The sequence below is a fragment of the Actinoplanes rectilineatus genome (assembly GCF_000962825.1).
GTDB classification, from domain to species: Bacteria; Actinomycetota; Actinomycetes; order Mycobacteriales; family Micromonosporaceae; genus Actinoplanes; species Actinoplanes rectilineatus.
In genome coordinates this window covers 179,869-205,580 of record NZ_JZKF01000005.1, presented here as the reverse complement: position 1 = coordinate 205,580, position 25,712 = coordinate 179,869, and the positions used below count along the sequence as shown (strand labels likewise).

Below are 25,712 nucleotides of genomic sequence, written 5' to 3'. Positions count from 1 at the left end.
TGTTCCGGTGGTTATGCTTCCGGCTCGTACCGGCCTATCGCTGATCCCCCGGAGAAAACACGTGTCTGAAATCGCCGGCTCCTCGATCCTTGTCACCGGCTCCACCGGTTCCTTCGGCAAGGCCTTCCTGAGGTACGCCCTCGACAACCTGGACCCGCAGCGCATCGTCGTGTTCTCGCGTGACGAGCTGAAGCAGTACGAGGTTCGGCAGATGTTCGGCGACGACCCGCGCCTGCGGTTCTTCATCGGCGACATCCGCGACCGCGACCGCCTGGCCCGCGCCATGCACGGCATCGACCACGTCGTCCACGCCGCCGCCCTCAAGCAGGTCGACACCGCCGAGTACAACCCCTCGGAGTTCGTCGCCACCAACATCAACGGCACCCAGAACGTCATCGACGCCGCCATCACGGCCGAGGTGAAGAAGGTCGTCGCCCTCTCCACCGACAAGGCGTCCAGCCCGATCAACCTGTACGGCGCCACCAAGCTCGCCGCCGACAAGATCGTGATCGCCGGCAACCACTACGCCGCCACGCACCCCACCCGCCTCGCGGTGGTCCGCTACGGCAACGTGATGGGCAGCCGCGGCTCGGTCGTCCCGTTCTTCCGCAAGCTGGCCGCCGAGGGCAAGAGCCTTCCGATCACCGACAAGCGGATGACCCGCTTCTGGATCACGCTGGACCAGGCGGTCGAGTTCGTCGTCGACTCGTTCGACGCGATGCGCGGCGGCGAGCTCTACGTGCCGCGGATCCCCAGCATGCGGGTCACCGACCTGGTCGAGGCCGTCGCACCGGACGCCGCCACGCACGAGATCGGCATGCGCCCGGGCGAGAAGCTGCACGAAGAGATGATCGCCGCTGACGACAGCCGCCGCACGCTGCGCTTCCCGGACCGCTACGTGGTCCAGCCGGTCGCCGCGAGCTGGGGTTACGAGTCGCCCGCGGGTGGCGAACCGGTCGCCGACGGCTTCAACTACCGCTCGGACAACAACGACCTGTGGCTCTCGGTCGACGACATGCGCGCCCTCCTCGCGGAGAAGTGATGCTGCCCTACGGACGTCAGTCCATCGACGGCTCGGACGTGGAGGCGGTCGTCGCCGCCCTGGGCAGCGACTGGCTGACCACCGGTCCGCGGGTCGCCGACTTCGAGGCGGACCTGGAGCAGGTGGCCGGCGCGCCGTGCGTGACGGTCACCAACGGCACCACGGCGCTGCACGCGGCGTACGCCGCAGCCGGCGTCACCACCGGCGACGAGGTCGTCACCACCCCGATGACGTTCGTGGCCACCGCCTCCAGCGCCGCCATGCTGGGCGCGAAGGTGGTGTTCGCCGACGTCGAGCAGGACACCGCCAACCTGGACCCGGCCGCCGCCGAGGCGGCCGTGACCAGCCGGACCAGGGTCGTGGCCGCGGTCGACTACGCCGGTGTCCCGGCCGACTACGACCGGCTGCGCAAGATCTCCGAGAGCGCCGGCGCGCTGCTGCTCGGCGACGCCGCACACTCGATCGGCTCGACCTGGCGCGGTCGCCCGGTCGGCACCCTCGCCGACCTGACCACGTTCTCGTTCTTCCCGACCAAGAACCTCACCACCGGCGAGGGCGGCGCGGTCGCGTCGACCCGGCCGGAACTCGTCGAGCGCCTGCGCACGTTCCGGACCGTGGGCGTGACCCGCGACCCGGCGAAGCTGCGCCGCACCGACGAGGGCGGCTGGTTCTACGAGGTGCACGAGTTCGGTCTCAACTACCGGCTGCCGGACGTGCTCGCCGCCCTGGGCAGCGCGCAGCTGCGCCGGCTGGGCCGGTTCAAGGCGCGCCGCGCGTACCTGTCGGCGCGTTACGACGAGCTGCTGGCCGGCGTGCCCGGCCTGCGCCTGCCGGCGCAGCGGGCGGAGGCCGACCCGATGCGGCACCTCTATCCGGTACGCATCCTCGACGGTCGCCGCCGCGAGGTGTACGACCGGCTGCGGGCCGCCGGGATCGGGGTGCAGATCAACTACATCCCGGTGTACTGGCACCCGGTCTTCGAGGATCTGGGTTACCGGCGGGGCATGTGTCCGGTGGCCGAGTCCTTCTACGCCGAGCAGCTGTCCCTCCCGCTCTTCGCCGACCTCAGCGACACCGACCAGAACCGTGTGGTGGAGACACTGCGCGGCATTCTCGGGAGCTGAACCAGAGTGCACCACGGGAACCACTTCTACGGCCACGCCCACGTCCTCGCCGAGTACTGCGGGCTCGACCCGTCGCGCCCACCGCGGATCGACGGATACCTGCAGCACGGCTGGAACGTGGTGGACGGGCTGGGCGCGGGGACCCCGTACGCGCCCGGCCTGCCGATCTTCGTCTGGTCCGAGCGGACCCGCCGCCGGGCCTGGTCGATGGGACGCCCGGAAGCCACCGTGATCGGGGCACCGTTCCTGTACCTGGTGGAGTCCATCCCGGGCACCGCCGGTCTCACCGAGGTCCGCGACGGCACCCTCTGGTACCCCTTCCACGGCTGGGAGGGGCAGCACGTCACCGGCGATCACCAGCGGCTGATCGACGAGATCACCGCGACCGAGCCGGGGCCGATCACCTTCTGCCTGTACTGGCAGGAGTTCCAGAACGCCAGGATCAGGGCCGCGTACGAGCGGGCCGGCCGGGTGATCTGCCACGGCTACCGCGGGTACATGCGGGAGCGGACCGACGAGCGGTTCCTGCACAAGCAGCTGGCCGAGCTGCGCCGCCACAAGCGGGTGGCGTCCAACCGGCTGAGCAGCGCGGTCTTCTACGGGGTGGCGGCCGGGTGCAAACCGGCCGTGTACGGCGACCCGATGTACCTGCACGGCGAGAACGAGCCGACCGCGGCCCGGATCCGCCGGGAGTGGCCGGAGCTGCACGGCGTCGCGCCCGACCCGGAACATGCCCGGGCCACCGCCATGGACGAACTGGGCGCCGGGCGTCTCGCCTCGCCCGCCGAACTGCGCGCGGTCCTGGGCTGGAAGAACGTCACGACCGAGGAGCGGGCCGCCGCATGATCCAGATGATCGGCGGGGAGATGCCGGAGTTCACCGAGCAGCGCCCGCCCGCCGGCGGACCCGTCCACCGGCACCTCGCCGGGCGGCTCCCGGCACACACCCGGATCCTGGTCGCCGGGCCGCACGACGACGCACTGGTCGACGCCCTCGCCGAGAACCGTGAGGTCACCTGCCTGCTGCGCTCGCAGCCGGACGCCGAGGCGCTCGCCGCACGCGGTGTTCGCGTGCTCTGCGGCAGCCTCGCCAAGCTGACCGAGACCGAGCGGTTCGACACCGTGATCGCGTTCGACGGCACCGGACGGCTCTGCACCCCGGAGGGCCCGCAACTCGACTGGCCCGAGTCGGTACGCGCCCTCAAACGCACCCTGCGCCCCGGCGGCACCCTGCTGCTGACCGTGGAGAACGAACTGGGCGTGCACCGTCTCGTCGACCCCGGCAGCCCGACCGTGGCCCGGGACGGCGAGTGGCGCCCGCTCGGCGAGTTCGCCACCGCGCCCGGACGGCCGGACCGTCTCGCCGCCGCCCTCGGTGCGGAGGGCCTGCCGGTCGCCGGCCTGGCCGCCGTCTGGCCACTGCCCGGACAGCCGACGCTGCTGGTCACCCCGGAGACGCTGCGCTACGGACCGCTGGACGCGCTGGCCGCCTCGGCAGCGTCGGCGGTCGCCACGGCGTACACCGCGAGAGAGGTCCTGAGCGACCCCCGCCGGTTGACCGCCGCGGCCGTGCGCCGGGGGGTCGGCGCCGAGTTCGCCCCCGCCTGGCTGGCCGTGGCCCACCTCGCGCCGCGCCCGGCGCAGGCGCTCGTCCTGCCGCCGGTGCTCGCCGCGCCCGGTCCGGAAACGATCACCGAGGTCGCGGGCAGTCCGGACGGTGTCTGGCTGCGCCGGGTGATCCGCGGCGACGCGTCCCTGAACGGCCCGCTGCCCACCGGCCGCCTGCTCGAGGAGTTGCTGCTCGGCGCCGCGGTCGACCACGACCTGCCCGGCCTGCGCCGGCTGCTGGCCCGGTGGATGACCGTCCTGCCGCAGGCCATCGCGGAGAACGTGGTGGTCGACGGCGACACGTTCGCCCCGCTGGACCCGTCCGCGCCGGACCGGCCGGACGCCCTGACCCGGTTCGCCCACACCCTGCTGACCGGCGGATACACGCATCCCTGGCCCGGTGTCACCGACGTGTCCCGGATGATCGCCGTCCTGGCCGGTGCCGCCGGCCTGGCGGAGACCCCGCCGGAGACGCCGGCCGCACCCGGCCCGGACGTCCGGCGCGACCATGCGGAACAACTGGCCGCCCTGCGCCGGCGTCTCGCCGACGCGGAGGCCCGCAACCTCTTCTTCGAGACCGAACTGGAGAAGCGCGATGCCGAACTCGGCCGCGCCAAGACCCAGATCGCCGCGTTCAGCGGATCCCTCGGCTATCGCGCGGCCAAAGCCGGGCTGGTCATCGCCCGCAAGGCCCGCAACCGCCTCCGGAACTCCACCTCCGGTTCCACCGACAAAGGACAGTCGCCATGACCACCCTCGGCATCGTTCAGGCCCGGATGGGCTCCTCCCGGCTGCCCGGCAAGGTGCTGCGCCACCTCGCCGGACGGACCGTTCTCGACCGGGTGGTCCGCGCCGCCCGGGACAGTGGCGTCCTCGACGACCTGGTCGTCGCGACCACCACCGAACCCGATGACGACGCCGTGGTCGCCGAGTGCGCGCGGATCGGCGTGACCTGCCACCGCGGACCGGTCGACGACGTGCTGACCCGGTTCCTCGGGGTGCTCGAGACGCACCAGGCGGACACCGTGCTGCGGTTCACCGCGGACTGCCCGCTGCTCGACCCGCGACTGGTCGAACGGGCCACCCGGGTCTTCGAGGCGGCCGGGGTGGACTACCTGACCACCTCGATCACCCGGACCCTGCCGCGCGGGCTGGACGTCGAGGTGGTCCGGGCGTCGGTGCTCAAGGAGATCGACAAGCTGGCGTACGACCACCACCGCACGCATGTGACGTCGTACGTCTACTCGCACCCGGCGGACTTCGACGTGATCGGCCTGACCGCGCAGCCGGACCTGTCCCACCTGCGGCTCACGCTGGACACCGAGGACGACTGGAAGCTGATCGAGGCAGTCGTCGGCCACTTCGGGGACGCGCCGGTCGCGATCACCACGATGGCCGGATGGCTCGACGGCCGGCCCGAGCTGGTCTCGGTCAACTCGCACGTCCGGCAGAAGGAACTCGAGCAGGCATGACGGTCATCGGGATCCGGTGTGACGCCGGGACGAGGACCGGAGTCGGGCACCTGATCCGCTGTGTGGCACTGGCCGAGGAGCTGACCGCCCGCGGTGCGGACGTGCACTTCCTCGCCGACCTGGGCGGGCTCGCCTGGGCCGAGGCACAGTTGCGGCAGCGGGGACTGGCCTGGCATCCGGCGCCCTTCGACGCGGTCGGCCTGGTAGCGGCGACCCGGCGTCTCGGACTGGACGCCCTGGTGATCGACTCGTACACGCTGTCGCCGGAGCAGAGCGTGGCGGTCCGGGCGGCCGGGCTGCCGACGCTGGCCATCGTGGACGGTGACCCGCGGGGGCAGAGCGCGGACATCTACGTCGATCAGAACCTCGACGCGGTGCTCGACCACGGTGACGTCCGACTCGCCGGTCTCGACTACGCACTGTTACGTTCATCGGTGCGCCACCTCCGGCCTCGGAGGCAGCCGGTGCATGCCGCGACGCGTACCCCCAGGATTGTCGCTTTCTTCGGCGGAACCGACGCCTTCCGGGCCGCGCCGCAGGTGGCGCGGCTGCTCACCGAGGTCGCGGCACCGTTCCACGCGACCGTGATCGCCGCTGACGAGAGCCTGCGCGCCGAACTGCTCGCGGTCCGGGCCGGTCCGGGTCAGCGCTTCGAGATCATCGACCCCACCGACCACCTGCCCGAACTGCTCGTCGACGCCGATCTGGTGATCAGTGCGAGCGGCACGTCGACCTGGGAACTGCTGTGCCTGGGCCGGGCGGCGGCGTTGCTCTGGGTGGTCGACAACCAGATTCCGGGGTACGAACGGACGGTCGCGCGCGGCTTCGCCGCGGGGATCGGCCGTCTCGGTGACTTCGATCCCCGAGCGGCTGACGTGCTGCGGGAACTCCTCACCGACCCGGCGGCTCGGACCGATCTCGCCGGGCGTGGATGGGCAGCGGTCGACGGCCGTGGGGTCGAACGGGTCGCTGACGCTCTGCTCTCGGCCAGTGACCGAAAATAATCACTGATCGGCGGCAGCAGACGCAGCGGCTCACCGCGTTCATCGGGTGGAGTTGTCCCGCACCCCCGAGGAGCTGCAGTCATGGCGTCGAAGCGCAAGAAGATGTTGATAGGTGCGGCGGTGGCGGCCGCCACCGCCGTCGCTCTCGCCGCCGGGATCGGCACCGCTTCGGCCTACACCAGGCCGGCGGCCTCCCCGAAGCCGTCCAAGTCGGCGACGGTCAAGCCCAGCACCGCCAAGCCCACCACGGTCAAGCCCACGACGGCCAAGCCGACCGCGACCAAGAGCGCGTCGGCCACACCGTCGGCGTCGAAGTCCGCCACGCCCACGAAGACCACCGCTTCGCCGGCGGCGACCACACCCACCAGCGCCACCGGCACCTGGACGGCTCCGACCGGCAACGCCGGCTTCGACTACCAGATCGGCGGCGCCTACACCCCGCCCAGCGGCGTGACCGTGGTCAGCCGCGACCGCGAGGCCTCGCCGGCCGCCGGCCTCTACAACGTCTGCTACGTCAACGCCTTCCAGGCCCAGCCCGGCGACGAGTCGTGGTGGAAGACCAACCACGCCGACCTGCTGCTGCGCGACAAGAACGGCGCCCTCGTGATCGACGAGGACTGGAACGAGCTGATGTTCGACATCTCGACCGCCGCGAAGCGCACCGCACTGATGACGGTCGTCGGACCGTGGATCGACGGCTGCAAGACCAGCGGTTTCCAGGCCGTCGAGTTCGACAACCTGGACTCGTACACCCGGTCGCAGAACCTGCTGACCCAGGCGCAGGCCATCGAATTCGCCACGTTGCTGTCCGATCGTGCCCACACCAAGGGTCTCGCCTCGGGGCAGAAGAACCTGGCCGAACTGACCACCGCGAACGCCAAGAAGATCGGCTTCGACTTCGCGGTCGCCGAGGAGTGCGGCGCCTGGGACGAATGCGACGCCTATACCGCTACGTACGGTAACAAGGTGCTGGTGATCGAGTACTCTCAGGAGGGCTTCACCAAGGCGTGCAAGGCACACGGCAGCACGCTCTCGATCGTCCTGCGCGACGTCGACGTCAGCACCAAGGGCTCCGGTTCGTACGTCTTCCAGACCTGCTGAGGTTTCGCTCCCCCCTTCATGACCGATTTTGACGACTTCGTGCACGGCCGCGGGCGGGCGTTGCTGCGGTTCGCGTACGTGCTGTCCGGCGACGCGTACCTCGCCGAGGACCTCGTTCAGGAGGTCCTCGCCCGGATGCACCGGCGCTGGGACAAGATCACCAAGATGGACAGTCCGGAGGCGTACGTCCGCACCGCGATCGTCCGTCAGTTCCTGTCCTGGCGCCGGCGGCGGGCCTCCCGCGAGGCGATCCTCGCCGAGGTGCCCGAGCCGCCCGGATACGACGAGCCGCAGCAGCGCGTACTGGCCCGCGACCAGATGTGGCAGCTCCTGACCGGCCTGCCCCGGTCCCAGCGGGCCGTACTCGTCCTGCGGTTCTACTGCGACCTGCCGGACGACCAGATCGCGACACTGCTGGGCTGCGGCGAATCCACGGTCCGCTCCCAGGCGGCGCGGGCGCTCGCCAAGATGCGGACCATGATGAGTGAGGGAGGGGTGCGCCGCGATGGATGACCTGGACCGGTTGCTCGCAGAGTCGATGCACACCGCCGCCGACCGGGCGCCCTCCGAATCCGGCCTGCTCGGATCGGTACACGACCGGTCGCACCGCTACCACCGGCGCCGGGTGGTCACCGGGTGGGCGGCCGCCGCCGTGGCGGCGCTGGCCATCGGCGTTCCGTTCGCGGTGACGAACACCGACACCCCGGCCCCGGTCCCGGCCGCCGACACCCTCGTCGCGGGCTGGACGGCGCCGGTCTTCCCCTTCACGCTGCCGCAGACCGCCGATCGCAAGACCCCGGTCGCCACCATGGTCGACGGCGACCTGATCGGGTTCTTCGAGACCACCGACTACGACGAGGCGGACGTGACGATCACCGTCGCGGACTCGGCGCCGGTGTTCACCGGGGAGGCGACCACACGGGACATGACCGTTCGCGGGCACAAAGGGACGTTGCGGACTGTCAACACCAAACCGGCGAAACGGCTCACGCTCACCTGGCAGGAGTCGGCGGGCACCTGGATCCTGCTGGAGACCGACGACACGTACAAACCGAAGGACGTGGTGGCGCTCGCCGACGCGATGACCGCGGCGTCGATCGCGGTGCAACCGCCGTTCCGGCTCGACCTCACCCCCGCCGGACTCCAGACCGACACCGTCACCGCCTCCCGGATGACGTTCCGGACAGCGTCCGGGACCACGGTCCTGCGCACGATCCTGCGGAAACGGCAGACCCTCACCGGCGTCGACCAGAAGGTCAACGGGTACGACGCCGCCCTCACCCGCGACGCCGCCGGCGTGACCCTCGCGATCGACGTCACCGACTGGCAGGCCACGCTCGAGGTGACCGTCGACGCGGCGTTCCCGATCACCGACGCCGACCTGCTCCGGTACGCCACCGGTATCCACCTGCTGAACCGCTCCGACCCGGAATGACCCCGCCGGCACGCTGACCCGCTCCGGCCCGGAGCAGGACTCAGGCCGCGGTCACCTCGACGACGACCTTGCCGACCGCGTGGTTCTCCACCGCCTCGTGCGCCTCGGCGATCCGGTCCAGCGGGAACCGGATGATCGGCAGGCCGGCCTCCTCCCCCACCCGGAAAGCACCCGCGTTGACCGCCTCGGCGACCGCCGCCACCGCGTTGGCCTTCTCCTGCCGTGTGGTGGTGTAGGTCAGCACGAAATTCAGGGTGGCGTTCTTCATCATCGCCTTGAAACTGGGCACGCTGAACCGGCCGGCCACGTAGATCGCGATGTGCCCGCCCGGCGCGATCACGTCCAGGTCGAGATCCAGATTGGCGGTGTCCACCTCGACGACCAGGTGCGGCCCGGTCTCGCTGAGCTCGCGGATCCGGGCGGCCACGTCCTCGTCCCGATAATTGATCACCGCGTCGGCGCCGGCCGACAGCGCCAGATCGGCCTTCTCCTTCGACGAGACCGTGGCGAGCACCGTCGCCCCGGACCACTTGGCCAGCTGGATCGCGGCGTTGCCGACCGCACCCGCACCGCCGGCGACCAGCACCGTCCGGCCGTCGAGCGCGCCCGGCCCGAGCCGCTGCGGACCGTCGGCGGCCACGGTCAGGCAGCGGTGCGCGGTCAACGCGGGGATCCCCAGCCCGGCGCCGACGGTCAGGTCGACGTCGTCCGGCATCCACACCACCTGGCGGCGGGGCAGCACGACGTATTCCTGGGCGGTGCCGTCCGCCCGGCCGAACCCGGCGTCCCACACCCAGACCCGGTCGCCCGGCTCCAGATCCGTCACGCCCTCACCGATCGCGTCCACCACGCCGACACCGTCCTGGTTCGGCACGCGCGGTGGCGCCACCCCGTCTGGCACGCCCCGCCCGGCCCTCGTCCCGGTGTCGGTCGGGTTCACCGCGGAGAGCACGATGCGGACCCGCACCTCCCCGGCGCCGGTCAACGGCAGGTCACGATCGACGATCTGGAAGACGGTGGAAGCGGGACCCGGCTCGTTGAAAACGGCAGCGCGCATGCCTCTCACCTTAGGCGAACAGCCACCGGTCTAGATCTCACGTCGCATCACCAGACGGGGCCATCGGTCCAGCCCGTGCGCGTTCTCCTCGGCCCTGATCGCCCGCAGACCAGGGGTCGACTCGTCGTCGGCCAGCCGCCGGAAACCCAGCCGCTCGTAGTAGGGCGCGTTCCAGGCGACATCGGCGAACGTGGTCAGCGTCAGCGCCGCCGAACCGTGCTCCCGTGCCCAGCCGGCGATCCGATCGATCAGGGCGGCGCCGATCCGGTGACCGGCATGATCCGGGTGGGTGGAGACCTGCTCGACATGCACCAGGCCGTCGACCCACTTCGCGATCGCGTACGCCACCGGCCGATCCGCCGCGTCCACGGCCACCCAGGCCCGCCCGTCCCGCTGGTACTCCGACAGTTCGTCGAGGGAGAGCGGCTCGTCACGGGCCACCGCGTCCATCCCGATCGCGGCGAACGCCCGTCCCGCCGCCACCTCGATCTCCTGCAGCACCACGAGGTCGTCGGCCCGAGCCGCTCTGATCATGTCTCCTCCAGAACCTCACGACAGCGCGCGGCGTGCACCGCCACCCGGTCGGCGAGTCGCTCCGGCAACGGCGACCCGAGCACGGCGACCGTGGGATCCCGCGCGACGGTCCGGAACGCGTCCGGCAGCCGCCGGGCCAGGTCGCCGAAAGGCACGGACGACCGCGCCCTCGTGACCGGCCACCGCGAGTGGCATCGACAGGGAGAGCGGCAACGCGGCCGGTGAGGTGCGATATCCCTCGTCGTACGTGAATGACAACCGGCCCTGCCGCCCCCGGGTGAGCACGCCGGCGACCCTCCCGGTGATCAGCACCGTCAGCTCGGTGGTCATCGAGGACCGTCGAATCGCTTCAGGTATTCGTCGAGGTCGAGGTCGCGGGGCGGCTCGGGCTGGACGTCGACGTACAGGTCCAGGGCGGCGGTGACGCGGAACATCAGGCCGGCCTCGGCGGTGGGTTTGCCGGCCTCGAAGGCGGCGAGCCAGCGCCGGCTCACTCCGGCCCGGGTCGCCAGCCGCTCCTGGCTGAGGCCGGCGAGCCGGCGACGCTCCCGGATGTGGAGACCGAGGTCGTGGGCGTTCGAGATCCGCATCGCCACCTCCTTGTGCACGTTCGTGCACATCGTCGCGCATGCGCACGTACGTGCACATCACGTCGAATGTGCACGTACGTTCCCACTACGAATGGCGTGCACGTACGTGCACGCCCAGGAGCTCAGAAGTGCGCCACGATCCGTTTCGCAACGGCGTCGACGGTGACCCGGCCGCCGTACGGCAGCACCCACTGCGGGTCGGTGTGCCCGAAGTCCACCCCGAAGACCACCGTCGCCTCCGGGTTGTAGACGGCCAGCGCCCGCAGCACCGCGTCCCGCTGGTCCGAGCGGTACTTCGCCCGCTCCTCCTGCGACTTCGAGTCGGCGAAGTGGCTGCCCTTGGCGGCACCGACAAGCACCACCGGGAACTGCTCCAGCAGACCGCGCTCGCCGAAGGCCACCAGCATCCGGTGCACCTGGGACGCGGACGGCATCTCCTCCGACGTCTCCAGCAGCAGCACACAACCGGCGTAGTCGGCGGACGGCCGGATCCACCGGTTCGCCGCCAGGTTCCAGTGGGTGATCTCCAGGCTGCCGCCCCAGGTCGGCGCGGTGACCACCCGTTGCGGCCCGTGCCACTCCCAGCCGGGGCTCGGGTGCATCGGCGCGGACTCGGTCAGCGACCGGGGGTCCTCCCAGCTCAGCTCCTCGTCGCCGAACTCGGCCACCGGGGTGATCTCCAGGTCACCGCCGTCGAAGAGCGCGGCCCGCAGCGAGGTCAGATGTTCCGGGGTGATCCCGGCGCCCCGGCCGAGGTGCACCATGGTCGAACCGCCGTGGTAGCCCGCAACGCCGTGGTTCCAGAGCCAGTTGAGCAGGTTGGTGTTGTCGGAGTACCCGAAGAACGGCTTGGGGTCGGCCTGGAACGGCTCGGGGTCGAGGTGCGGCAACACGGTGATCTGGTCGGCGCCACCGATGGTGGCGAACACCGCCCGGATGTCCGGGTCGGCGTAGGCCGCGGTCAGGTCGGCGGCCCGGTCCTGTGGGGAGGAGTGCTTGCGGGTGGTGGGGTACTCCACCGGGATCAGGCCGAGTTCGTCGCGGATCCGGCGCAGGCCCAGTTCGTACACCTCGGGAAAGAGCACCGGCGCGGCGAAAGCGGGTGAGAGGACCGCGACGCGGTCGCCGGAACGAAGCTTCGGGGGCAGGCTGAGATCAGGACGCATGCCCCTCATTCAACCCACCCCCGCAAGTGGAATCGACCGTCAGGTGACGCGGGCGGTGCCGAGCACCGCGCCGCCACTGTCGGTTATCACGATCTCGGCCACGTCGCCGGCCTGCAGCGAGCTGGCGCCGGTGACCTCGGCGCTGCCGTTCGGGGTGTCACCCCAGACGGCCGCCTGCTCGGTCTTGCCGTCCTTGCCCTTGACCAGGCAGAGGAACGGTCCGTCGCCGCTCATGTGGTCGACCTCCAGGGCGACCGCGACGCCCCAGCCCTTCGCGGTGAGGACCGCGTCGCCGGTGAGCTGGCTGCCCGGTCCGGCCTCGAAGGTCGCCGAGATCGGGTTGCCGCTGGGCCCGGCCACCGGTTCGGTCGGTGTGCCCCGGTTGGTGAAGATCCCGAAGCCGACCGCGGCGGCCGCGATCAGGACGACCGCGGCGGCGGCCAGCCACCGGACCCGGCTCACCCGGGTCTCCCTGGTCTTCTCCGCCCGCATCCGGCTCAGCAGGGTCTCGATGTTCTGCGGGCTGGGGCGGGCGGTCGGCGCGACCGCGAGCGGTGCGCCGCCGGCCAGGTGCCGCGCGTCCGGCAGGCTCTGCAGCATTTCGGGTACGGGCGCGAGCCGGTCGAGTTCGGCCCGGCAGTCGGCGCAGTCCCGCAGGTGCTCGTCGAGCCGGTCGGTGTCGCTCTCGTCCAGGCCGCCGAGCAGATAGCCACCGAGCAGGCGATGCAGCGCGCCGTGCTCGTCGAGGTCGCTCATCGCAGCATCCCCATCTCCTCGAAGACGGTGCGCAGGGCACGAACCGCGTAGTAGGCACGGGACTTCACCGTGCCCTCGGGCACCGACAGTTTCCGCGCCGCGTCGGCCACGCTCTGCCCCTCGTAGTACATCGCCTGGATGACGGCCTTGTGTTCCGGGGAGAGGCGCTCCATCGCCTCCGCCACCAGCCAGCCTTCCACCATCTGATCCACATTGTCTGCCGACGGCGCTGAATTGACCGCGTTCTCATCGGCGACCAGGCGTGGACGGCGTTGTTCCGCCCGCCAGGCGTTGGTCGTCACGTTGCGGGCGATGGTGAGCAGGTACGACCTGGTCCGGCCCGGCTCGGGATCCAGATGGTCGATGTGCTTCCAGGCGCGCAACAACGTCTCCTGGACGAGGTCCTCCGCCTTGTGCCGGTCGGAGACGTACCGCGAGACGAAGTTGATCAGAACGGCGTAGTGCTCTGTGTAGAGCGCGGTCATCAGTTGCTCGTCGGGATTGACCCGTCGCTTCATCGGCGCCGGCTCCTCTCGGGTTCCGCCCGGCCACCCGGATGTACATCCTGGCATGAGGATCGGTTCACCGGTGTCCCGGAGATTCACGGAAAGACGGACGCCCGGCACCACCGAAGGGTGACCGGGCGTCCGGGGAACGCTTGTTTCAGCAGGCTCCGGGCCCGCCGTAGCGGAACGTGCGGCTGCTCAGTTTCGAGACCTCGTACCAGTCGCTGGTGGTGCGGACGCTGAGCTCCACGGGCGGGCCGTTCAGATAGGCCACACTGCCGACCTTGGCGGAGGTGGTGTCGTCGGCCGCCTTGCCGTTGCCCATCTCGGTGCACGGGCGGGGCGTGGACGCGGCGACCTCTCCGAAGACCTGGACCAGGCCGCTCTTGGTGAAGGTGTTGTTCCACAGCTTGCCCGGGAAGTACCCCACCCACTCGGTGTCGTACGCGATCCACCAGGCACCGCCGAAGTACTGGATGCCGAAGCGCTTGGTGGTGTCCTGCACGAGGGTGTCGCCGGGCGTGACGTTCTTGCTGTACTGCACGAAGCCGCAGCCGTTGTAGCAGGTGGTCTGCCGGTCGATCCAGTGGTAGACGAACAGGTGCGGGTCGGCGTCGCCGTTGACGACCCGGTCCACGTTCCAGCCGACCTCGACGATCTGGGCACCGTCGGCGGACTGCACGGCCACCTCGGCGAGGGTGTGGTAGTCGGTGCGGGCCAGGTCGGGCTTGCTGATCGTCAGGTTCGCGTAGACGCCGTCGGCCTCGGCGGCCTGAGACCCGACGTTGTACAGGAAGTTCACCGTCGGACGGCTGCTCGTGCCGCTGGACGTGCCGGTCGGCGCCGGCTCCGGCGGCACGACGTCGGTCTCCTCCGACTTGAGGTACGTCGTCCGGGAGGTCCGGCCCTTGGGCGCCTCGTCACCGTCGGCGGGGACGTCGACGTCGTCCGGGGCGGCGGCGCTGAACCCGGCGGCCTTGAGCGACTTGCTGCTGGCGCCGTCCTGCCCGGTGCGCAGACGTGCGGGGCGCTCGCCCCACGGCAGGTTGGTCGGCGGCTTGAGCACCGGTGCCGCGGCGACCGGGGTGGCGGTCGTCTCGCCGGTGAGACCGGGGATCTGGTCGGCGACCGCGTTGAGGGTCGAGGACGCCACACCGATCGCGCCGATCATGACGGCGGCGAGGCCGGCGGCGAGCAGACCGCGATGCGATTTCGACACGTGTCCGTCCTCGTTGATCGACTGTCGGTGGCGCCGACCGGTTCGGAAGCACCGGCCGGGAGTTCCACGGCCGTCGCGCTGCCGTATCCGGCGGCGACGCTCACCATATAGCGTCCTGGATTAGGCAGGGACCGTCTGAGCTGCAATTTTCGCCGTATGGGCGGAAGGGGTCGGCCGATCCGGTGACACATCGGCCGCTTTCGACCACAGAGCGTGGCATAGCGGTTGCGGATCGCAGTTTTTCGCACCAGTTCCCGAAAGAGGCAAAGCTCGACAAGCCTCTTTCAGGGTAGTCGGTGACGACCATCCCGTCTCCGCGATTCGCGGCCCACGGCGGCCGTTCGTGTGGTAAAACCTATCGGGTCTATAGGTTTTATATGCACAGCTGGAGGTTCGCATGTCCGCCACCGGAGTCCGACTCGACCACCTCGCCATCGCCCGGGAGTACGCGGACGCCGCCCACGAGTGGCCGGTGGCACCCCGGTTCAATCCGGTGGACCGCTGGTACCACCGCCTCGCCGCCGCCGACGACCACGAGGTCTGGCTGCTCACCTGGCTGCCCGGCCAGGGCACCGAGATCCACGACCACGGCGGCTCCGCCGGCGCGTTCCACATCTTCGGCGGCACGCTGACCGAGGACACCGTCTCCACCGCCGGCGGCACGCCCCGGATCGTCTCGCGGGAACTCGGCGAGGGCGCCGGACGACGGTTCGGCGGGCACCACATCCACCGGATCATCAACAACTCGATCCGGCCGGCGGTCAGCGTGCACGTCTACGGACCGGCCCTGACCAGCATGACCAAGTACCGGATCGGGCCGGACGGACTCGAGGTGCTGACCGTGGAGAAGGCCGGAGTCAGCTGGGCGTGACGATCCCGGAGCGTCCGGTGTAGAGGTGGCGGGTTCCGTCCACTTCGTACCCGGTGCCCGGGGCGTCCAGCCAGACGATGTACGGCGCGCCCGGCACCAGCCCGGTGATGGTGGTGCTGACCGTGCACGCCGTCGTGGCCGGGACGCTCTGCCAGGGCGGCACCGGTTGCGCACCGGAGACCAGCTGCTGCGGCACCGCGACCACCCGGTACGCCGAGTCGTACTGCCGCGGCCACTCGACCTTCAGCGAACCCGCACCCGGCGTCACCTCGATCGGGATGAGCACCTCCTCGGTACGCGTGAACGTCTTGGTACAGCCCGGTGACGGCGCCGGGAGGCTGAGCGTGGGATACGGCGACTCCCGCCAGCTGGGCCCGGTCATCGGAGTCGCGCTCGCCAGCGGCGCGGTCCCGTTCCGCACGTCGATCCACTGACCGCCGGGTCGTGGTGTGCCGGTGGCCGTACCGGGGTCGTGCGTGTCGAGCCCCAGCGCACCACAGCCGCCGAGGGTGAGCGAGATCACCGCCAGAGCCGTGCCGGCCGTCGTGAGCCGCATGGTCACCCCCTCGATACGTCCTACCGATCGGCCGGGGCCGGCCGTTCCTTAGGGAGCTTCGGCGGCGTCAGGTCCCAGCCCGCGGCGAGCATCCGGTCCACCGCCGCGATCGCGGTACGCAGGCGGTCCGCGTACCCACCGGTGAGCTCGACGAACGGCCCGGAACCGGCCGTCAGCAGGTCGCGGAAGCGTCCGGTCATCCACTCCCGCAGGTGCTCACCGTCGCGCAGGCCGTCGTCGACGAAGGGCACCCCGGCGACGTCGGTGAGCAGGCGCAGGTCGGCCGGGCGGGCCAGCGCCGCGACCGCCGGCGACGTGTCGCCCAGGTAGCGCTCCTCCCAGACCGTGGTGGCGAACGCGTCGGTGTCGCCGAACAGCACCGGTGAGCCGTCCCGGGCCGCGGCGTCCTCGGCCGCGCACTGCCGCGTCGCGACCGTCACGAAGTCGTCCCGGTCCCAGGTCACGTCGAAGGCGGTGGCCGCCGGCCGGTCCCGGCGCAGCGCGGCCAGTTTGCGTTCGGTCAGCTCACGGCCGAACTCGGGCACCCAGCGGGTGCCCGCCCAGATCCCGCCGCGCAGCCGGTAGTGCCGGGCCAGCGCCCGGGCCATGGTGGTGGTGCCGGTCGACTCGGCGCCCACCACGATCACCCGGCGGGTGAACCAGGCGCGCGGGCCGGGACCGAGCAGGTGCCAGTGCGCGACCGGGTCGGCCCGGACCGCCGTTCCGGAGACCGGCATCCGCAGCCGGTCCTGGTCGACCAGGACCGGCTCGGCGTGGAAACGGCGGGCCAGTTCGGCGCCGTACTCCTCGGAGGAGAACACCGCGTCGAAGCGGTCGGTGCCGGCCGCCCGCCGGAACACCGCCACGTGCAGATCCCAGACGGCCGGGTCGGCGTAGTCGATCGGGTGGTCGTCGTGCACGCCGACGAACCGGACCGACGGCCCGTGCGCCTCGCGCAGCCAGCTCAGCCGCAGGCCGAGCGGGATGCTCTCGGTGGAGGCCGGGGCGACCACCACGGTGACCCGCTCGCAGGCGGCCGCCGCGGCCTCGATCAGCGCGTGGTGCCCGGCGTGCGGCGGGTAGAACTTGCCGATGACCAGTCCGTGACCGAATCTCATCGCAGCGCCCTCCGCCAGGACCGCAGGCCCAGCATGCACAGGACCAGGAACGCGACGTAGAGGATCGCGGTCAGCCACAGGCCCTTGTAACCGTAGAGCGGGATGTAGATCAGATCCGCGGTGATCCAGATCCACCAGTTCTCCAGCAGCTTGCGGGTCTGTCCGTAGGTGGCGAGCAGTGACAACGCGGTGGTGAGCGCGTCGGCGAACGGGACCGTGGAGCCGGTCAGCCGGTCGAGGAAGAGGCAGAGGCCGCCGGTCAGCACCGCTCCGGCCACCGCCAGGCCGAGCCACTCGGCCCGGCTGGTGACGCGGACCACCAGGCGGGTGCGGTCCTGCCCGCCGAACAGCCAGGCCCACCAGCCGTACAGGCCGAGGACGATGTAGACGATCTGCAGGCCGGCGTCGGCGTAGAGGCCGGCGGTCCAGAAGACGACCATCAGCAGCAGGACGTTGAGGACGCCGAGCGGCCAGTTGAGGATGTGCTGCCGCACCAGCAGGCCGACGGTGAGCAGGCCGGTGGCGAAGCCGAGCACCTCGGCCCAGGAGGTCGGCACTCCGAACGCCACCACGGCCGGGCTGTTCAACCAATCGATCACGATGAACAGCATCCCGGCCGCGGGCCGGTGGTGGAAGCCGGTTTCTCAGACCGGCAGCAACCGGTGGCCGGCCATCTCCAGTTCGCCGTCGTGCACGATCACCGCGGTCTGCAGCCCGGAGGCGCCGTCGCGGAGCACCACCGAGCCGCCGTCCAGCTGGTAGGTCCCCCGGGCCGGCTGACGGCGTCCGGCCACCCCGCCGGCGTACGTGCCGTCGGTGCGCAGTTCCAGGCGGACCGTGCCGTCCGGGCTGCGCCAGGCACCGACCAGGGGCGCCCCGGCCGACACCCGGGGACGCCCGTCCAGCGGCACCGCCATGGCGCCGGCCGAGCGGCCCAGGACGATGGCCAGGATCGAGGAGGCGTCCAGGACGGTGGCGTCGACGCGGTGGTCACAAGGAGAAGTCATCTGCTCCGGCTCCGTGGTGGGACGGTGTCGGACTTCTCCTTCGGCGGGCGGACGCCGGCCGCCACGGTTTCCCCCGGTGCGATCCGGGTGCCGCTACGACGCCCTCAGAGCCGCCGTGACGGCCGCGGTGAGCTTTTCGAGATGGTCGTCACTCAACGGCTCCCGGGCCACCGCGAGACGCCAGTACAGCGGGCCGAGGATCAGGTCCACGGCGAGGTCGGCGTCGGTCCCCTCGGGCAGCTCACCCCGGTGGATCGCCTGGCCGACCAGCTTCTCCCCGACCGCCTGCTGGTGGGTGCGCAAGGCCCGCTGCAGGGTTTCGGAGATCTGCGGATTGCGTGCCGCCTCGGCCATCAGGTCCGGGATGATCTGCGACGCGATCCGGTGCTGGAGCGCCTTGCTCACGATCATCATGAGCAACTCCAGATCACCCGCGAAGCTCCCGGTGTCCGGTAGCGGCACCTTGCGCTCGGCAACGTCCGAGATGATCTCCATGACCATCTCGAGCTTGTTGCTCCAGCGCCGGTAGATAGCGGTTTTGCCGACCCCCGCGCGGCGAGCCACGGCCTCGATGGACAATCGACCGTAGCCGACCTCCGCGAGCTCGTTCATGACCGCGTTGCGGATCGCGACGGTGATGTCGCCTCGGAGCACCGCGGCTCCGGCTGGTGCGCGTTTGACTGTCGCCACCCGTCGACTATACCGCTACGACGTAACGGTTGCGTTCCGCCGTTCGGTCGGCTAACGTCACTGCACGTCGATACGAACCCGTTCCATCGACGCCTGCGGGATCCTGCCATGCTGCTTGCTGTGTTCTCGCGCAAGTCAACGGAGCCGACGAGATCGGAGCACCACTCCATGCCAGAGACGGCGGTCGCCGAGGCCGGCGCTGGGATCTCCCTCAAGGAGCTCGCCCGGCGCAACGGCCTCACCGCGTCGGGACGGCTCCCCAGCCTCCCGGAGTACACGCGCCAGCTGTGGTCCTACCGGCACTTCATCGGGGCGCACGCCAGCGCCAAGATGACCTCATCACTGGGCAGCACCAAGCTCGGCGCCGTGTGGCAGGTCCTCACACCGATCTTCAACGCCGCGGTCTACTACGTGATCTTCGGCGTGATCATCGGCACCAGCAAGAATGTCGACAACTTCCCCGCGTACCTGTGCATCGGGGTCTTCGTCTTCCAGTTCACCCAGTCGATCGTGCAGTCCGGGATCAACGCGATCACCGGCAACCTGGGCATGATCCGGGCGCTGCACTTCCCCCGGGCCAGCCTGCCGCTGTCGGTGGCCCTGGTCGAGATCCGCAACTTCATCGTGGCACTGGGCGTGCTGATGGCCATCGTGCTGCTGACCGGTGAGCCGATCACGTGGCAGTGGCTGCTGGTGGTGCCGCTGCTGCTCCTGCAGTCGGTGTTCAACACCGGCCTGGCCCTGGCCGGCGCGCGCTTCGGCTCGAAGCTTCGCGACGTCAAGCAGCTGATCCCGTTCATCATGCGCTTCTGGATGTACGGCTCGGCCGTGCTCTACCCGGTGACCATGTTCACCGAGAACGACAAGATCGACGGCTGGATGCTCACCCTGATCGAGTCGAACCCGATGCTGATCTTCATCGAGCTGATGCGTCACTCGCTGATGGAGGACGTGCCGCTGGCCGGCACCCCCACCAGCCTCTGGATCGGCGCGACCATCTGGAGCGTCGTCGTCGGGCTCGGCGGTTACGTGTACTTCTGGCGCGGAGAGAAGGGCTACGGCCGTGGCTGACAATCGGATCCCCACCGTCGTCGCTGACGACGCACACGTCATCTACAAGGTCAACAGCTCCGCCGCCGCGGGCAGCGGCAGCCCGCTGGCCAGCTTCAAGCGACTGGTGACCGGCTCCTCCCCCGCCAACGTCCGGGAGGTGCACGCCGTCAAGGGGGTGACCTTCGTGGCGTACCGGGGTGAGGCGATCGGCCTGATCGGCAGCAACGGCTCGGGCAAGTCGACCCTGCTGCGCGCGGTGGCCGGCCTGCTGCCGGTGGCCCGCGGCTCGATCTACGCCTCCGGCCAGCCGTCGCTGCTCGGTGTGAACGCCGCCCTGATGAACGAGCTGCCCGGCGAGCGCAACGTCGAACTGGGTTGCCTGGCCATGGGCATGTCACCCGCCGAGGTGAAGGCCAAGAAGGACGGCATCATCGAGTTCTCCGGCATCAACGAGCGCGGCGACTTCGCCTCGCTGCCGATGCGGACGTACTCCTCCGGCATGGGCGCCCGGCTGCGGTTCTCGATCGCCGCGGCGAAGCAGCACGACGTGCTGCTCATCGACGAGGCGCTGGCCACCGGTGACGCGAAGTTCCGCCGCCGCAGCGAGCAGCGGGTCCGTGAGCTGCGCGCCGAGGCCGGCACGGTCTTCCTGGTCAGCCACAGCGAGCAGTCGATCCGGGACACCTGCGACCGGTGCATCTGGCTCGAGTCCGGCCAGATCCGGGCGGACGGCGCCACCGACGACGTGATGAAAGAGTACGAGGCCTTCATGCGCAAGTAGCGCACGAAGGCCTCGCCGTGGGGCCGGTCGGTCAGTTCACCGAGAGATGCACGTGGTTCGTGTGGTCGCTCGAGGGATCGCCACCGGCCCCGCTGTACGACTTCCAGCCGCTGCTCGGCAGCCAGATCCGCCGGTACCAGATGACGTAGAGCACGTCGAGGGCCTCGGCGTTCTTGATGAAGTAGTTCGCCAGGTTGTTGCCGTAGGTCTTGTCGGCACCGGTGGCGTCGCCGCCGAAGGTGCCCTTCTCGGCGGAGAAGTCACAGGCCCGGCCCTTGGGGTGCTCACCGCTGTTCTGCTCGCGGAAGCACTTGGTGTACCTGGTGAAACCGTCGCTCTTCGCCTGCTTCAGAGCGTGCAGGGTGCGCGGGGTGAGGCAACCACCGGTGGTCGGGTCGTCCTCGGTGCACCCACTGCCGGATCCGCTGGGCGCCGGATCCGCCGTGGCACTGTCACCGCTGCCGCCGTCGCTGCTCGACGAGGCGTCGGCGCCCTGGTTGGCCTTCTTCAGCGCGGTCTCCGCCTGGACCTTCTTCTTGGCCATGACGTTGACCTGCTTCGCCTGGTCACGCACGGCGGCGTCGATCGCGGTCTTGGCCTTGGCCTGGGTGTCGCGGGTCGTCTTGAGGTCCTCGATCGCCTGGTTCTGCTTCGAGGCCACGGTGGCGAGCGATTCCGCCCGGTCGACGAATCCGCCGGTCGAGCTGGCACCGATCAGGGCGGTCAGCGGTCCGAGCCGGCCGTTCGTGTAGGCCTGCCGGGCGATCTCGTCGAGCACCGCCTGCTTCGGACCGAGTTCGGTGTCCAGGCGCTTGACCTCGGCGGTCAGCTTGACCTGCTGTTCCTTGGACTTCTTCAGGTCGGCCTTGGCCTTGACGTAGCCGCTGGAGGCGTCCTCCAGTTGCTCGATCAGCGACTTGGATCCGCCCTCGCCGTCGTCGCCGGAGTCGCCCGGGGCCGCAGAGGCCGGGGACGCGGCGAACACCAGCCCGCACACGGCGACCAGTAACGCCGTGATCGGGGCGAATCGCCGCGCAGTCGGTTGCTGCACAGGTAATTCCTTCCGTCGGCCGCCGACCGGGTTAGCTGACGGGTTCGGGACGAAGGAAATCCCTACCGCTGGCGCGGATTCACCCCGAGGAAAATGGTTCCCCGGTTCGCCGGGGGGTGGCGATTAGGCGGCGGCTCCCATACGGGAACCGCGTCCGACCATACCCACTCGGGCCAAGGATCGACAGATCTCGTACGCACCGCAATGGGGTGACGACATGAGGTGATTCGATTACCGAAAGTCATTGTGAGGTAACGCATTTCGCCGTTCTCAGAGCCTGATCCACGGCGATATCTCAGGTAAACTCGGCGCCGGTCCTGCCAGGACGGCACCGCCCCCGAGTTGCCGGCAGGCCGCCGCCCAATCGCCTCCCAGGCGAGCCGGGGACCCAGGTCACTGGGGTGAATCCGCCTGACAACGGCGGTAGGGATCGCTTCCGTCCCGAACCCGTCAGCTAACCCGGTCGGCGGTGACAAGGAAGGAATGTTGATGACCGCACGTCCCCGCCGGTGGCTGACACTCGCCCTGGCGCCGCTGATGGCGACCGCGATGTTCGTGGGCCCCGTGGCCCCGGCTTCCGCGGCACCCGGCGGCAGCACCACGGCCGAAGAGGAGGACGAGGACGCCAACCTGTCGACCGTGCTGGAGTCGACGAACCGGCGTTACGTCTCCGCCAAGGCAGCCGTGGCCAAGTCCGTCAAGAACCAGAAGGAACTCGCCTCCGGCATCAAAGCCGCCGAGGCACGCCGGGACGTCCTCATTCCCGAGGTCAACTCGATCGCGAAACAGCAGTACATGACCGGCGACGTGAGCGCCCTGGGCTTCCTGCTCAGCGCGGACACGTCGAACGATTTCCTGAGCAAGGCGGTCTCCCTGGAGGAGATCAACCGGCTGCACGACAGCAAGCTGAGTGAGCTCAACGACGCCCTCGAAGAGATCACCGCGAAGAAGACCGCGCTGGACGCCGAGCTCAAGAACGAGCAGGAACAGCTCGCCGTTCAGAAGAAGCAGAAGGAAGCGGCCGAGAAGCAGCTGACGCTCCTCGGCGGTGGCACCGGGATCAACAGCACCATCACCGACGGCTTCGTCGCCGCGAAATCGGCGACGGCCAAGGCGGCACCCCGCAACGCCCAGGGCGGCTTCTCCGCGGAGAGCTGCAACCAGGACGACCCGACCACGAGCGGCTGCATCACGAAACGCACGCTCAACATGTACAAGGAGACCAAGAAGGCCGGCTTCGACCTGTTCGTCGGATGTCACCGCACCGGTGGCCCGTTCGAGCACCCGAAGGGCCGGGCCTGCGACTGGTCGCTGCAGAAGAGCGGATTCTCGTCGGCGCACAACGACAAGATGATGAAGTACGGCAACGACCTGACGGCCTTCCTGGTCCGCAACGCCGACGCACTCGGCATCTACTACGTGATCTGGTACAAGCAGATCTGGTTCCCGGCCAGCGGCTGGAAGCAGTACCACGGGGTCAGCGACCACACCGACCACGTGCACGTCTCGATGCTCTGACAGACCCACCGAAAAGCCCCCGTCCCTCGCTGCCGGCGAGGAACGGGGGCTTTCTCGTGGTACGGGGTCAGTGCACCGCGCGGCGCACCGGGGCCCGTCCGGCCGGCTGAACCGGCGCGGGGCCGACCGGCAGGGCCGGCGGGATCGCCATCGTCACCGGGCGGACCTGGGTGACCTCGATCTCCTTGCCGTGGTGGTGCAGCGTCAGCCGAGCCGAGCCGCCGCCGTTGCGCAGGGAGTAGGTGACCTCCTCCGCGGTGACGTTCACCCGCAGCCGCAGACCGTGCCAGAGCAGCGAGAACTCCAGGTTGTTGATCCGGCTGGGCAGGCGCGGCGCGAACGACAGCTGACCGTTGAAGTCACGCATGCCGCCGAGACCGGCGACCAGCGCGATCCACGACCCGGCCAGCGACGCCACGTGCACGCCGTCCCGGGCGTTCTGGTGCAGGTCGTGCAGGTCCATCAGGGCGGCCTCGCCCAGATAGTCGTGCGCCAGCTCCAGGTGCCCGGTCTCGGCCGCCAGCACCGCCTGCACGCAGGCCGACAGCGACGAGTCCCGGACGGTCCGCGCGTCGTAGTAGGCGAAGTTGCGCGCCTTCTCCTCCGGCGTGAACGCGTCACCGCGGATGTACATCGCCATGACCAGGTCGGCCTGCTTGATCACCTGCTTGCGGTACAGGTCGAAGTACGGGAAGTTCAGCAGCAGCGGGTACGCCTCCGGCGGGGTGCCGTCGAAGTCCCACTCCGAGAGCCGGGTGAAGCCCTCGCACTGCTGGTGGACGCCGAGTTCCTTGTCGTACGGGATGTGCACGGCCGCCGCCGCGTCCCGCCACGACGCCGTCTCCTCGTCGTCCACACCCAGCTTGCGCGCCAGGTCCGGGTGCCGCTTGCAGGCCTCGACCGCGGTCATCAGGTTCTGCTGCGCCATCAGGTTGGTGTAGATGTTGTCGTTCACCACGGCCGTGTACTCGTCCGGCCCGGTGACACCGTCGATGTGGAACCGCCCGTGCCGGTCGTGGTGACCCAGCGAGCGCCACAGCCGGGCGGTCTCCACCAGCAGTTCCAGGCCGACCTCACGCTCGAAGTCGTAGTCGCCGGTGGCCTGCACGTACCGGCGGACCGCGTCGGCGATGTCGGCGCCGATGTGGAAACCGGCGGTGCCGGCCGGCCAGTACCCGGAGCACTCCTGGCCGCGGATGGTCCGCCACGGGAAGGCGGCGCCCTGCAGACCCAGGGTCTGCGCCCGCTCCCGGGCCAGGTCCAGCGTCGAGTGCCGCCAGCGCAGCACGTCCGCCGCCGCGGCGGGCTGGGTGTAGGTCAGGGCCGGCAGGACGAACGTCTCGGCGTCCCAGAAGGTGTGGCCGTCGTACCCGGGGCCGGTCAGTCCCTTGGAGCCGATCGGGCGCTTCTCCGCCCGGGCACCGGCCTGCAGCGTGTGGAACAGGCCGAAGCGGACCGCCTGCTGCACCTCGGGGTCACCCTCGACCTTGACGTCCGAGTGGTCCCAGAACGCGTCCAGGTATTCGCGCTGCTGCTGCACCAGACCGTCCCAGCCGTCCAGCCGGGCGCTGGCCAGGGCCGCACCCACCTGGTCACGCAGGGCGGGCAGGGAGCGCATGCTGGACCAGCCGTACGCCGCGATCTTGACGACGCGCAGTTTCTGGCCGGGCTCCAGGCGGCAGGCCACCGTGGTGCGCAGCCAGTCCGGGTGCCCCTCGGTGGTGATGGCGTGCCGGCCCGGCGTCTCCACCGAGTGCTCCATGGCCGCGGCCATCCGCAGGTCGCTGGCCTTGGTCCGGTGCAGCAGGATGCCACCGGTCGGCTGCTCGAGCATCTCCTCGGCCTGCAGCGGGCGGTCCAGCACCGCGGCCACCCGCGGATCCTTGCTCATCGGCGGCAGCTGCTCGTTCGCCACCAGCTCGGACTGCAGGATCAGCCGGGCGGAGGTGTCCAGCGGCTCGACCTCGTAGAGGAAGGCGACGACCGCGCGCTGGGTGAACGAGACCAGGCGCACGGTACGCACCCGCACGCCCTGACCCGACGGGGACACCCACTCGACGACCCGTTCCAGGGTGCCGGCCCGCATGTCCAGGCAGCGCTCGTGGGAGCGCAGCTCGCCGTAGCGGACGTCGAACGGCTCGTCGTTGACGAGCAGCCGCATCAGCTTGGCGTTGGTGACGTTCACCATCGTCTGGCCGGACTCCGGGAAGCCGTACCCGGCTTCGGCGTGCGGCAGCGGGCGAAGCTCGTAGAACGAGTTCAGGTAGCTGCCGGGGAGGCCGTGCGGCTCGCCCTCGTCCAGGTTCCCGCGTATCCCGATATGGCCGTTCGAGAGAGCGAACACCGACTCCGACTGGGCCAACAGGTCCAGGTCGAGCCGGGTTTCCCGGATGTGCCATGGGTCGACGGGGTAGGCCCGTTCACGGATCACGATCGTGCCTCTCGTTACTGAAA

Annotated in this window: 28 protein-coding genes, 1 pseudogene and 2 riboswitches; of the genes and pseudogenes, 13 read left to right on the top strand and 16 right to left on the bottom strand. The window is 70.1% G+C overall.

Going from position 1 to position 25,712, the window contains the following annotated elements; translation table 11 throughout:
- Nucleotides 1-61 precede the first annotated feature (61 nt).
- From pseB to WH85_RS05680, 9 genes are all read left to right on the top strand, one after another.
- A complete protein-coding gene (gene pseB, locus WH85_RS05720) occupies nt 62-1,042 on the top strand; it encodes a UDP-N-acetylglucosamine 4,6-dehydratase (inverting) (RefSeq protein ID WP_045740604.1) in 981 nt (326 codons plus the stop codon).
- Complete coding sequence (locus tag WH85_RS05715) at nt 1,042-2,166, top strand: DegT/DnrJ/EryC1/StrS family aminotransferase (RefSeq protein WP_045740603.1); 1,125 nt, start codon at nt 1,042-1,044, stop codon at nt 2,164-2,166. Before pseB ends, WH85_RS05715 begins: the two co-directional genes overlap by 1 nt.
- A 6-nt stretch (nt 2,167-2,172) precedes the next feature.
- On the top strand, nt 2,173-3,012 hold the full coding sequence (locus WH85_RS05710) for a hypothetical protein (RefSeq protein WP_045740602.1): 840 nt from the start codon (nt 2,173-2,175) through the stop codon (nt 3,010-3,012).
- Entirely contained in the window at nt 3,009-4,523 is a 1,515-nt protein-coding gene (locus WH85_RS05705; RefSeq protein WP_045740601.1) for a class I SAM-dependent methyltransferase, read from the top strand. The genes WH85_RS05710 and WH85_RS05705 overlap by 4 nt, the downstream gene beginning before the upstream one ends.
- Nucleotides 4,520-5,245: a cytidylyltransferase domain-containing protein gene (locus tag WH85_RS05700; protein ID WP_045740600.1), complete on the top strand. Its 726-nt coding sequence runs from the start codon at nt 4,520-4,522 to the stop codon at nt 5,243-5,245. Before WH85_RS05705 ends, WH85_RS05700 begins: the two co-directional genes overlap by 4 nt.
- On the top strand, nt 5,242-6,249 hold the full coding sequence (locus tag WH85_RS05695; protein WP_045740599.1) for a PseG/SpsG family protein: 1,008 nt from the start codon (nt 5,242-5,244) through the stop codon (nt 6,247-6,249). Before WH85_RS05700 ends, WH85_RS05695 begins: the two co-directional genes overlap by 4 nt.
- A gap of 81 nt (nt 6,250-6,330) precedes the next feature.
- Nucleotides 6,331-7,350 (top strand): endo alpha-1,4 polygalactosaminidase, encoded by a 1,020-nt coding sequence (locus WH85_RS05690; RefSeq protein ID WP_045740598.1) that lies wholly within the window; start codon nt 6,331-6,333, stop codon nt 7,348-7,350.
- A gap of 18 nt (nt 7,351-7,368) precedes the next feature.
- Complete coding sequence (locus WH85_RS05685; RefSeq protein ID WP_045740597.1) at nt 7,369-7,863, top strand: SigE family RNA polymerase sigma factor; 495 nt, start codon at nt 7,369-7,371, stop codon at nt 7,861-7,863.
- A complete protein-coding gene (locus WH85_RS05680) occupies nt 7,856-8,785 on the top strand; it encodes a hypothetical protein (protein WP_045740596.1) in 930 nt (309 codons plus the stop codon). The genes WH85_RS05685 and WH85_RS05680 overlap by 8 nt, the downstream gene beginning before the upstream one ends.
- A gap of 40 nt (nt 8,786-8,825) precedes the next feature.
- Here the strand turns inward: WH85_RS05680 and WH85_RS05675 are convergent, their stop codons facing one another.
- From WH85_RS05675 to WH85_RS05645, 9 genes and pseudogenes are all read right to left on the bottom strand, one after another.
- On the bottom strand, nt 8,826-9,842 hold the full coding sequence (locus WH85_RS05675; protein WP_045740595.1) for an NADPH:quinone reductase: 1,017 nt from the start codon (nt 9,840-9,842) through the stop codon (nt 8,826-8,828).
- A gap of 30 nt (nt 9,843-9,872) precedes the next feature.
- Complete coding sequence (locus tag WH85_RS05670) at nt 9,873-10,376, bottom strand: GNAT family N-acetyltransferase (RefSeq protein WP_045740594.1); 504 nt, start codon at nt 10,374-10,376, stop codon at nt 9,873-9,875.
- The gene (locus tag WH85_RS52780; protein ID WP_245673832.1) at nt 10,373-10,531 is read right to left on the bottom strand and encodes a hypothetical protein; all 159 of its coding nucleotides are present in this window, start codon (nt 10,529-10,531) and stop codon (nt 10,373-10,375) included. The genes WH85_RS05670 and WH85_RS52780 overlap by 4 nt, the downstream gene beginning before the upstream one ends.
- 52 nt (nt 10,532-10,583) lie before the next feature.
- Nucleotides 10,584-10,706: pseudogene (locus WH85_RS54080) on the bottom strand (hypothetical protein); the annotation flags it as partial.
- The gene (locus tag WH85_RS05665) at nt 10,703-10,966 is read right to left on the bottom strand and encodes a helix-turn-helix domain-containing protein (RefSeq protein WP_045740669.1); all 264 of its coding nucleotides are present in this window, start codon (nt 10,964-10,966) and stop codon (nt 10,703-10,705) included. The pseudogene WH85_RS54080 and the gene WH85_RS05665, both read right to left, overlap by 4 nt.
- Before the next feature lie 122 nt (nt 10,967-11,088).
- A complete protein-coding gene (locus WH85_RS05660) occupies nt 11,089-12,132 on the bottom strand; it encodes a S66 peptidase family protein (RefSeq protein ID WP_045740593.1) in 1,044 nt (347 codons plus the stop codon).
- 39 nt (nt 12,133-12,171) lie between these two features.
- Nucleotides 12,172-12,888, bottom strand: coding sequence for a zf-HC2 domain-containing protein (locus WH85_RS05655; protein WP_045740592.1), 717 nt, complete (start codon nt 12,886-12,888; stop codon nt 12,172-12,174).
- On the bottom strand, nt 12,885-13,406 hold the full coding sequence (locus tag WH85_RS05650) for a sigma-70 family RNA polymerase sigma factor (protein ID WP_045740591.1): 522 nt from the start codon (nt 13,404-13,406) through the stop codon (nt 12,885-12,887). Before WH85_RS05650 ends, WH85_RS05655 begins: the two co-directional genes overlap by 4 nt.
- Before the next feature lie 145 nt (nt 13,407-13,551).
- The gene (locus WH85_RS05645; protein ID WP_245673831.1) at nt 13,552-14,613 is read right to left on the bottom strand and encodes a neprosin family prolyl endopeptidase; all 1,062 of its coding nucleotides are present in this window, start codon (nt 14,611-14,613) and stop codon (nt 13,552-13,554) included.
- Nucleotides 14,614-15,010: 397 nt separating this feature from the next.
- On the opposite strand from WH85_RS05645, the gene WH85_RS05640 reads away from it, so the two are divergent.
- Nucleotides 15,011-15,484 carry a cysteine dioxygenase gene (locus WH85_RS05640; RefSeq protein ID WP_045740590.1) on the top strand — a complete coding sequence of 158 codons (474 nt, stop codon included), beginning with the start codon at nt 15,011-15,013 and terminating at the stop codon, nt 15,482-15,484.
- Here WH85_RS05640 and WH85_RS05635 read toward each other — a convergent pair.
- The 5 genes from WH85_RS05635 to WH85_RS05615 all read right to left on the bottom strand — a co-directional run bounded on the left by WH85_RS05635 (nt 15,471) and on the right by WH85_RS05615 (nt 18,855).
- Complete coding sequence (locus tag WH85_RS05635; protein ID WP_045740667.1) at nt 15,471-16,040, bottom strand: hypothetical protein; 570 nt, start codon at nt 16,038-16,040, stop codon at nt 15,471-15,473. The genes WH85_RS05640 and WH85_RS05635 overlap by 14 nt on opposite strands.
- Before the next feature lie 20 nt (nt 16,041-16,060).
- Nucleotides 16,061-17,158, bottom strand: a complete 1,098-nt coding sequence (locus WH85_RS05630; protein WP_045740589.1) for an AAA family ATPase — start codon at nt 17,156-17,158, stop codon at nt 16,061-16,063.
- Nucleotides 17,155-17,757, bottom strand: coding sequence for a nicotinamide riboside transporter PnuC (pnuC, locus tag WH85_RS05625; protein ID WP_211275285.1), 603 nt, complete (start codon nt 17,755-17,757; stop codon nt 17,155-17,157). Before pnuC ends, WH85_RS05630 begins: the two co-directional genes overlap by 4 nt.
- 45 nt (nt 17,758-17,802) lie before the next feature.
- The gene (locus tag WH85_RS05620) at nt 17,803-18,165 is read right to left on the bottom strand and encodes an Atu4866 domain-containing protein (RefSeq protein ID WP_045740587.1); all 363 of its coding nucleotides are present in this window, start codon (nt 18,163-18,165) and stop codon (nt 17,803-17,805) included.
- 93 nt (nt 18,166-18,258) lie between these two features.
- Nucleotides 18,259-18,855 (bottom strand): TetR/AcrR family transcriptional regulator, encoded by a 597-nt coding sequence (locus WH85_RS05615; protein WP_052720176.1) that lies wholly within the window; start codon nt 18,853-18,855, stop codon nt 18,259-18,261.
- Nucleotides 18,856-19,023: 168 nt separating this feature from the next.
- Between WH85_RS05615 and WH85_RS05610 the strand changes: the two genes are divergently transcribed.
- Nucleotides 19,024-19,926, top strand: a complete 903-nt coding sequence (locus tag WH85_RS05610; RefSeq protein WP_045740585.1) for an ABC transporter permease — start codon at nt 19,024-19,026, stop codon at nt 19,924-19,926.
- Nucleotides 19,919-20,689 (top strand): ABC transporter ATP-binding protein, encoded by a 771-nt coding sequence (locus WH85_RS05605; RefSeq protein WP_045740584.1) that lies wholly within the window; start codon nt 19,919-19,921, stop codon nt 20,687-20,689. Before WH85_RS05610 ends, WH85_RS05605 begins: the two co-directional genes overlap by 8 nt.
- Before the next feature lie 31 nt (nt 20,690-20,720).
- Here WH85_RS05605 and WH85_RS05600 read toward each other — a convergent pair whose 3' ends face one another.
- Nucleotides 20,721-21,740, bottom strand: a complete 1,020-nt coding sequence (locus WH85_RS05600) for a coiled-coil domain-containing protein (protein ID WP_045740583.1) — start codon at nt 21,738-21,740, stop codon at nt 20,721-20,723.
- Between the two features lie 4 nt (nt 21,741-21,744).
- Nucleotides 21,745-21,880, bottom strand: a riboswitch (cyclic di-AMP (ydaO/yuaA leader).
- Nucleotides 21,881-22,087: 207 nt separating this feature from the next.
- Nucleotides 22,088-22,224, top strand: a riboswitch (cyclic di-AMP (ydaO/yuaA leader).
- Nucleotides 22,225-22,229: 5 nt separating this feature from the next.
- On the opposite strand from WH85_RS05600, the gene WH85_RS05595 reads away from it, so the two are divergent.
- Nucleotides 22,230-23,258: a coiled-coil domain-containing protein gene (locus tag WH85_RS05595; RefSeq protein WP_045740582.1), complete on the top strand. Its 1,029-nt coding sequence runs from the start codon at nt 22,230-22,232 to the stop codon at nt 23,256-23,258.
- A 67-nt stretch (nt 23,259-23,325) separates the two neighbouring features.
- On the opposite strand, the gene WH85_RS05590 is transcribed toward WH85_RS05595, so the two are convergent.
- A complete protein-coding gene (locus WH85_RS05590; protein ID WP_045740581.1) occupies nt 23,326-25,689 on the bottom strand; it encodes a glycoside hydrolase family 65 protein in 2,364 nt (787 codons plus the stop codon).
- Between the last annotated feature and the right edge of the window lie 23 nt (nt 25,690-25,712).

Excerpts from the sequence above, each read along its gene's own strand:
- WH85_RS05705 (WP_045740601.1), top strand. The coding sequence starts at position 3,009 with ATGATCCAGATGATCGGCGGGGAGATGCCGGAGTTCACCGAGCAGCGC.
- WH85_RS05635 (WP_045740667.1), bottom strand. The coding sequence starts at position 16,040 with ATGCGGCTCACGACGGCCGGCACGGCTCTGGCGGTGATCTCGCTCACC.
- WH85_RS05670 (WP_045740594.1), bottom strand. The coding sequence starts at position 10,376 with ATGATCAGAGCGGCTCGGGCCGACGACCTCGTGGTGCTGCAGGAGATC.
- WH85_RS05690 (WP_045740598.1), top strand. The coding sequence starts at position 6,331 with ATGGCGTCGAAGCGCAAGAAGATGTTGATAGGTGCGGCGGTGGCGGCC.
- WH85_RS05695 (WP_045740599.1), top strand. The coding sequence starts at position 5,242 with ATGACGGTCATCGGGATCCGGTGTGACGCCGGGACGAGGACCGGAGTC.
- WH85_RS05640 (WP_045740590.1), top strand. The coding sequence starts at position 15,011 with ATGTCCGCCACCGGAGTCCGACTCGACCACCTCGCCATCGCCCGGGAG.
- WH85_RS05685 (WP_045740597.1), top strand. The coding sequence starts at position 7,369 with ATGACCGATTTTGACGACTTCGTGCACGGCCGCGGGCGGGCGTTGCTG.
- WH85_RS05680 (WP_045740596.1), top strand. The coding sequence starts at position 7,856 with ATGGATGACCTGGACCGGTTGCTCGCAGAGTCGATGCACACCGCCGCC.
- WH85_RS05675 (WP_045740595.1), bottom strand. The coding sequence starts at position 9,842 with ATGCGCGCTGCCGTTTTCAACGAGCCGGGTCCCGCTTCCACCGTCTTC.
- WH85_RS05665 (WP_045740669.1), bottom strand. The coding sequence starts at position 10,966 with ATGCGGATCTCGAACGCCCACGACCTCGGTCTCCACATCCGGGAGCGT.
- WH85_RS05630 (WP_045740589.1), bottom strand. The coding sequence starts at position 17,158 with ATGAGATTCGGTCACGGACTGGTCATCGGCAAGTTCTACCCGCCGCAC.
- WH85_RS05650 (WP_045740591.1), bottom strand. The coding sequence starts at position 13,406 with ATGAAGCGACGGGTCAATCCCGACGAGCAACTGATGACCGCGCTCTAC.
- WH85_RS05700 (WP_045740600.1), top strand. The coding sequence starts at position 4,520 with ATGACCACCCTCGGCATCGTTCAGGCCCGGATGGGCTCCTCCCGGCTG.
- WH85_RS05620 (WP_045740587.1), bottom strand. The coding sequence starts at position 18,165 with ATGACTTCTCCTTGTGACCACCGCGTCGACGCCACCGTCCTGGACGCC.
- WH85_RS05610 (WP_045740585.1), top strand. The coding sequence starts at position 19,024 with ATGCCAGAGACGGCGGTCGCCGAGGCCGGCGCTGGGATCTCCCTCAAG.
- WH85_RS05595 (WP_045740582.1), top strand. The coding sequence starts at position 22,230 with ATGACCGCACGTCCCCGCCGGTGGCTGACACTCGCCCTGGCGCCGCTG.
- WH85_RS05660 (WP_045740593.1), bottom strand. The coding sequence starts at position 12,132 with ATGCGTCCTGATCTCAGCCTGCCCCCGAAGCTTCGTTCCGGCGACCGC.
- WH85_RS05655 (WP_045740592.1), bottom strand. The coding sequence starts at position 12,888 with ATGAGCGACCTCGACGAGCACGGCGCGCTGCATCGCCTGCTCGGTGGC.
- WH85_RS05715 (WP_045740603.1), top strand. The coding sequence starts at position 1,042 with ATGCTGCCCTACGGACGTCAGTCCATCGACGGCTCGGACGTGGAGGCG.